General features: G+C 69.2%; 5 protein-coding genes. 4 read left to right on the top strand and 1 reads right to left on the bottom strand.

The window, feature by feature from the left end:
• The first annotated feature begins 84 nt into the window (after positions 1–84).
• The 3 genes from ACIBQZ_RS24615 to ACIBQZ_RS24625 all read left to right on the top strand — a co-directional run bounded on the left by ACIBQZ_RS24615 (position 85) and on the right by ACIBQZ_RS24625 (position 4,036).
• Complete coding sequence (locus tag ACIBQZ_RS24615) at positions 85–2,283, top strand: MMPL family transporter (RefSeq protein WP_396091123.1); 2,199 nt, start codon at positions 85–87, stop codon at positions 2,281–2,283.
• Positions 2,284–2,428: 145 nt separating this feature from the next.
• Entirely contained in the window at positions 2,429–3,043 is a 615-nt protein-coding gene (locus tag ACIBQZ_RS24620) for a hypothetical protein (RefSeq protein ID WP_396091114.1), read from the top strand.
• A gap of 639 nt (positions 3,044–3,682) precedes the next feature.
• Positions 3,683–4,036 (top strand): PASTA domain-containing protein, encoded by a 354-nt coding sequence (locus ACIBQZ_RS24625; protein WP_396091115.1) that lies wholly within the window; start codon positions 3,683–3,685, stop codon positions 4,034–4,036.
• A gap of 219 nt (positions 4,037–4,255) precedes the next feature.
• Here the strand turns inward: ACIBQZ_RS24625 and ACIBQZ_RS24630 are convergent, their stop codons facing one another.
• Positions 4,256–5,488, bottom strand: a complete 1,233-nt coding sequence (locus ACIBQZ_RS24630) for an IS110 family transposase (protein ID WP_396091116.1) — start codon at positions 5,486–5,488, stop codon at positions 4,256–4,258.
• 166 nt (positions 5,489–5,654) lie between these two features.
• Between ACIBQZ_RS24630 and ACIBQZ_RS24635 the strand changes: the two genes are divergently transcribed.
• Positions 5,655–6,368, top strand: a complete 714-nt coding sequence (locus tag ACIBQZ_RS24635) for a hypothetical protein (RefSeq protein WP_396091117.1) — start codon at positions 5,655–5,657, stop codon at positions 6,366–6,368.
• Positions 6,369–6,844 lie beyond the last annotated feature (476 nt).

Consider the following 6,844-nt stretch of genomic DNA (forward strand, 5'->3'; position numbering starts at 1 on the left):
GGTCAGAACTGGCCGTCCTTCCGGACGATGCCCGTCGATCGGTGGCTGGCGCTGCAGACCCGGGGGTGTTTGCATGTCCCGGTGATGTTGGCTGCGCTCGGCCGTACGTGTGCCCGCCGGCGCCGGCTGGTGCTCGGGGTCTGGCTCGTCCTGACCGCCGCCGGGCTGGTCCTGGGCGGCCAGGTCTTCGACCGGCTCGCCACCACCGACAGCCTCCGGCCGGGGGCCGAGTCGCAGCTCGCGGACGCGCGGGTCGACCGGTTACAGCCCGAGGGCCCGCTGGTCGTCGCCGTCGTCGGCGGACCCGACGTGTACGACCAGGCGCTGGTCAACGACGTCATGGCGGTCACCGGCGAGATCCGCGCCATGGACGGCGTCACGGAGGTCGAGGACCTGTACAGCGCGCCGGGCGGGCGGATCGGCGCCGGCAACCGGAGTTCGCTGATCCGGGTCGAGCTCGAGCGCGGCCTGCCGGACGACCGGCGCGAGCAGGTGGAGGACGCGGTCGCCGGCGCGCTGCACCGCATCAGCGCGCCCGAGGTGCTGGTCGGCGGCGAGAAGCTGGCCGAGCGCGCGTTCGCCGACCAAGCCGTCGCGGACGCGGCCTTCGGCGAGTCGGTCGCGATCCTGGTCCTGGTGGTCGTCCTGGTGCTGACGCTCGGCGGCTTCGCGGCCGGCGCGGTCCCGCTCGCCGCCGCGCTGGCCACCGTGTCGGTGACGCTGCTCGGCCTGTTCGGACTGACCGCGCTCACCGGGGTCAGCGAGTTCACCGTCAACGTGGTCACCCTGCTCGGCATCGGGCTCGCCGTCGACTACGCGCTGCTGGTGATCGCCCGGTTCCGCCAGGAGCGCGAGGCCGACCCCGAGGCCCCGGTCGCGGACCTGGTCGCCCGCACCATCGCGACCGCCGGCCGCACTGTGCTGATCTCCGGGCTCGCCGTCGGCGCCGCGATGGCCGGCCTGTTCGTCTTCGCCGAACCGCTGCTCGGCGCGATGGCGCTGGGCGGCGCGATCGCGGTGCTGCTGGCCACCCTGGCCGGCCTGACAGCGGTGCCCGCGCTCATCGCCACGGCCCACCGCCGCATCCCCGGCGCCGCCGATTCCACCCGGGTGCTCACCCTCCGCCGCGCGGTCGCGGCCACGCTGCGTCGCCGCGCCGAACCCGGCCCGGGCCTGCTCGCGCGGCTCGCCGCATACGCGCAGAACCGGCCGGCACCGGTCGCGCTCGCCGTCACGGCCGGCCTGCTCATGCTGTCGCTGCCGTTCGTGTTCGCGGTCAACCTCGAGAATTCCGACGCCCGCGCGCTGCCCGCCTCCGCCGAGGCCCGCAAGCTGCAGGAGGCGGTGCAGCGCGACTTCAGCGCCGGCCAGGCCGACCCGATCGTCGTGGTGGTCGACGCCGACCCGGCCGGCGCCCCGGTCCGGGACTTCCTGAACGCGCTCAACACGCTGGACGGCGTGCTCCGGGTGGAACAACGCCCCGACATCAACGCCCCGGCCGCCGTCCTGGACCTCACCCCGGAGGGCAAGACCGCCGGCGGGACCTCCCGCGACGTCGTACGCGCGATCCGGGCGCTGGACCCGCCGTTCCCGGTGCTCGTCGGCGGGAGCGCCGCGGAGCTGGTCGACTACCGGGAATCGGTGGCCGGCCGGTTCCCGGTCGCGCTGCTGATCATCCTGCTGTCCACGGCGGTGCTGCTGTTCGCGCTGACCGGCTCGCTGGTGGTGCCGGTCAAGGCGCTGCTGATGAACGCGCTGACCCTGCTCGCGACGCTCGGCGTACTGGTCGTCGTGTTCCAGTGGGGCATCGGCGACGCGTTGCTCGGCTTCGACTCGTGGGGCGCCATCGACGTCACCACCCCCGTCCTGCTGTTCGTGTTCGTGTTCGGCCTCTCGATGGACTACGAGGTGTTCCTGCTCGCCCGGATCAAGGAGGAATGGGACGGACGCGACCCCACCCGCCGCGGCACAGCGGCCGGCGACCAGGCGGTCCGCGCCGGCATCGAGAAGTCCGGGCCGGTGGTCACCGCCGCCGCGTTGTGCATCGGCGTGGTGTTCCTCGGTTTCCTGCTCGCCGACCTGATCGCCGTGAAGGAGATCGGTTTCGCAATGGCGGTCGCGCTGCTGCTCGACGTCACGATCGTCCGCGGCCTGCTGCTGCCGGCGGTGATGAACCTGCTCGGCGAATGGAACTGGTGGGCGCCGGAGCCGCTGCGCCGGCTGCATACACGCTGGCTCTTACCGCGTACGGCTGCTGCGCCTTCCTCGGCGGGCAGCCGCTGATCGCGGTCAGGTGCTGCTCGCGGTGGCGCTCGCCACGGCCGGGGCACGCCGCCCGATTTCCGGGGCAGCGCCCGCCGTACCCGGCGATTAGCATTCGGGCTCCTTGATCACTCCGCCTTCTTGATCACTCCGCAAAGGAAACCGCATGACCCTGCTCCGCCGTGTCCTCGTGCCGATCGGTGCCGCTCTCGTCACGGCAGCCCTCGCCACCCCCGCGACGGCTGCGCCGGCCTCGACGCTTCTCGAGAGCGCGCACGTCGGCTTCGACGACCCGAACACCAGCCGGACCCTGACCGTCGACCTCGAACGGATCGACGGGGTGGCCCAGCTGGACGTCGAGTACTGGTCCCGCTCCTGCACCGGATCCGCCGATCTGGAGACCTGCGAGACGATCTTCCGGAACGCGTACGACCAGACGCCGTCACGGGCCAGGATGTCGCTGCAGGGCGCCTCGGCCACCGGGGTGGTGACCTACTCGCAGACCGTGCGGACGTGCACGTACGGGCCGGTCAACGAGGAGGGCGAACGCCCGGAGTCGTGCACGGACGCCCCGGCGACCACGGGTACGACCAGCGTGAAGATCACCTGGACCGGAACCGGCGAGGTGGTGAAGGAACGCTGGAGTGACGAGGAGGGCGCCCGCTACGTCACGCGGCGGCGGACTGCCACCGTGGTGGGCACCGCGTTCGGCGAGTCGTTCCCGGTCGAGCAGTCGCTGATCACATCGCTGGGCCGCACCCGGAAATACGCGGCGGCCTGACCGGCTCTGCCCGGCGCCTCCGCAAAGGGGGGCGCCGGGCTCTGCCGGGGAGTTCAGTGTCCGATCTGGGCCTGCTGGGTGTCACCGGCCGGCGGGGTCAGCTCGGTCTTCGCCACGTTCTCCGTGGTGCGGGGCAGTCAGACGAGCGTCCTTGGGTCCCAGTCAGCGGGTCAACCGATCGGTGGGCGACTCCCGCCCGTCGCACGGGATCATCAGCCGCACGTACGAGATCGTGTCTTCGCCGGGATCGTTGATTCGGACAGGTCATCCGTGACCTGGCCATCGCTCGAACCCGGCGACCGAGGATCCGTCATGCGTTTCAATCCACCCCCGAACTGGCCCTCGACGCCTCGCGGTTGGACGCCCGCTCCGGGGTGGGAGCCCGATCCGGAGTGGGGTCCACCGCCGGTCGGCTGGCCGCTCTGGCTGGAGAACCGGAGCTGGTTCGCCGAGCACAAGCTGCTGACCGGTGTGGGCTCTGTCGGCATAGCCGTCGCCTTGATGCTGTGCGCGATTGGCCTCGTCGTGCCTGACTCAGTGCCACAGGGTCGGGCACGAGCTTCCCAATCGGCTCCAGCAGCTCTCGCCGGGACATTGGCGGCCAGTCCAGCGACCGGCCAAGCCTCTGGTACCGCATCGATGTCGGCGAACGACAAGGCGGCCACGACGGCGACGGCGACGGCGACGGCGACGGCGACGGCGACGGCGAAGAAGGCTGCCGCCGAGAAGGCAGCTGCCGAGAAGGCTGCCGCTCAGCGGGCTGCAAACCGGATGGTTCGGATGCCGGACCTGGTCGGGCTGAAGCTCACCATTGCCTTGGATGTTGCGTCCAACGCGGGACTCACCGGCGTCACGGTATGCCGCACCCCCGACGGCGACATCCCGCTGTGGTGGTCGAACTGGCGCGTACTCGGTCAGGACGTCACCGCGGGCAGACGTATCCGCGCGAGCCGGACGGTCTGCCTTGACGCCATGAAGGACTCGGACATGTGACCGCACCCACCTCAGGTATCACTTCGGAGCCGCCATCTCCTGCGCGTGGTGCCGAATGACGTCGCGATGGCGTTGACGAGTGACGGGGACGGCCTGGAAGGAGCAGTCAGCTGATGATCAAGCGGGGACCACGGCGCAAGGCCGTCACGGGTGGCGCCGGCACGACGCTGGCGATCTTGCTGTTGTGCTGCGGTGGGGGGGGTGTCTCTATGATCTTTGTCAAGCGGCAGCGGCGAGGTTTGCGGGGTTTTCGGTGCTGGGCTGTTGGTAGGGCTGCTTGTCGCGGAGCATGGCGTAGATGACGTCGGCGCGTCGTCGGGCTAGGCAGACGATGGCGGCGTTGTGCTTCTTCTTCTCGGCTCTTTTGCGGTCGTAGTAGGTGCGGCTGGTCGGGTCGCTGAGGCTCGCGAACGCGGATTGGAACAGCGCGTTCTTGAGGGCGCGGTTGCCGCGCCGGGAGCGGGTCTCGCCGTTGATCGAGGATCCTGACCGGCGGGTCACCGGGGCGAGGCCGGCGTAGGCGGCCAGGTGGGCGGCGCTGGGGAAGGCCGAGCCGTCGCCGACGATGGTGAGGATCTTCAGCGAGGTCCTGACTCCGAGTCCGGGCATCGAGGTCAGGACCTTATGAAGAGGGTGGGCCGCCAGACGTGCTTCGAGTTCGGCACCGAGGGATGCGCGTTCGAGGTGGATGTCGCGCAGCTGGGCGGCGATGCCGGAGATGACCCGCCCGAACGCGTGGGTGCCGGGGACAGTGACGCTCTGTTCGTCGAGAGCGGTGCGGATCTTCGCGGGTAGGGTCTTGGCCAGCCGGGGCGAGCGGGGTTTCATGATCTCGGTCATGGCCTCCGGGGCCAGTCGTGCCAGGGCGTCCGGGGTCGGGGCTGCGACGAGGAGTTCCAGGACGCCGGGACGGTCAAAGTGCTTACCCAGCAAGCGTTCCAGGGCAGGGTGAACGTGCAGCAGGGCGTCGCGGAGCCGGTTGCTCAGGCGGGTGGACTGGCTGGCGAGATCGTCGTCGTAGCCGGCCAGGACCGTCAGGTCGGCGACGGTTTCGTCGTCGGTGCCGATCCGTCGCAGGGTGTGCGGCATCGTGCGGGCGGCGTCGGCGATGATGAAGGAGTCGCGGGCGTCGGTCTTGCCTTCGCCGGGGTACAGGTCGGCGATCCGGCGCATCGCGAGGCCCGGTAGGTAGGCGATGTCGATCTGCATGACACGGGCCACGGCGATGACCAGGGCTCCGATCGAGGCCGGTTGGTCGATGATCACCAGGACCCGTCCGCGGGTCTGGAGCTTGCCGAGAACCTCCCTCAAGGCGTCTTCGTCGTTGGGCAGCGGTTTGTCGTGTAGGCGTTTGCCGACGGGGTTGAGTGCGCACGCGTGGTGCTCGCTCTTACCGACGTCGACTCCGCAATACACGTCGTACCGGTCGGTGCTGCCGTCCTGCTCGGTCAACGCCTGGTCCCCTTGCTCGTACGGGGCAGGCCGCCTCGATGCCTCGCGCCGGCAGCCACGTTACGAACAGACCAGTAAGCGGTCAGGTCTCTATTAGCGGTCACTGGCACCCTCCGAACCCCGGTGACAACACCCCCCAGATCATGGACAACAGGGGGACTAAGTCATGCCGCGGCCGGTGGCCTGCAACCCCGGTTGGGGCTGCGAAGAAGGTAACGGGGGGCTGCTCTCGCTCGGCGACGACGAAGACGACGTGAACGGGACTCCGTACCGGCCGCGGGTCCAGACGAGCGAGACTGCCACTCCTGTCGCGTCCGAGCTCCCCACGGAGCCGGACCCCTCCGAGAGCAGTGAGCCGGAGGACACAGGGACGCCCACGCCGACCGCCGACGCGGAGGAGGCCGCCTGCGTTACACGATCCGAGCGCAGCGCAGCGATGGTGCACTTCGACGAGGACTACTCGAACATCTGCTCCTATGTGCCGGACTACGACTTCGGCGTCTCGGCGAAGAACTACGACCGTTGCGTCAAGAGGTCGCGGACCTATCACGTCAAGAGGTACATGTACGAGTCCACGTGCCGCTACGACCACACGTACAAGTGGACTGAGACCGACGACCCGGACCACGCTTACACTCCGGACGTACCGGACAACAACTATGACTCGAACCGCAGTTACACCCCGAACATTCCGGACCGCGACTACTCACCCGCCGTCCCGGACTACGACTACGACCCCGACTTGGGCGAGACGGACAACGGCTCCGGCACCCCCTCGGATGGGCTGGACGTGAACGACGATCCCCACAGCGGATGCACGTGGGTCAACTCGTATCACCGCAAGGACGGCACCTATGTCAGAGGCCACTACCGCTGCTGATCGGCGACGCCGGTTCCGTTGGTGGCGTTACGGCGTCAGCCACTCTCAGCTTCTGCTGTTCGCTCACGCCGGCGATGACATGATGAGCACCTGAGCGTCCTGTTCGAAGACGTCAGGGCAGTCAAGCTGCAATCGTCGTGCCAGCCGTTGATCCTTCAGCCCGCCGATGACGACACCCGGGCCGGCTTTCTTTCCTTTGCCCAGTTCCCCGCACGCCATGAAGACCCCGCCCGTGTCTATGTCGTTGGCGGCCTACCCGTGTGGACCATGCTTGACGCCGCACCCGCCGCCGAGTTGTTGACGTTACGCCAATCGATACGTCTCCCAGGGCCCGACACCGTATTGACAGTTCACGACCCCTGCCCCGCTGGCGCTCCCCTGAGCCTCGATCCACCGACGCGATTGGTGCCGGTGCGGGTTGATCGTTTCGATATTCGGTGATCCGGTAGGCGTGCGGGAGTCGCCGATCGCGTGAT

Source organism: Actinoplanes sp. NPDC049599, from assembly GCF_044465625.1.
In the GTDB taxonomy this organism is placed as follows: Bacteria; Actinomycetota; Actinomycetes; order Mycobacteriales; family Micromonosporaceae; genus Actinoplanes.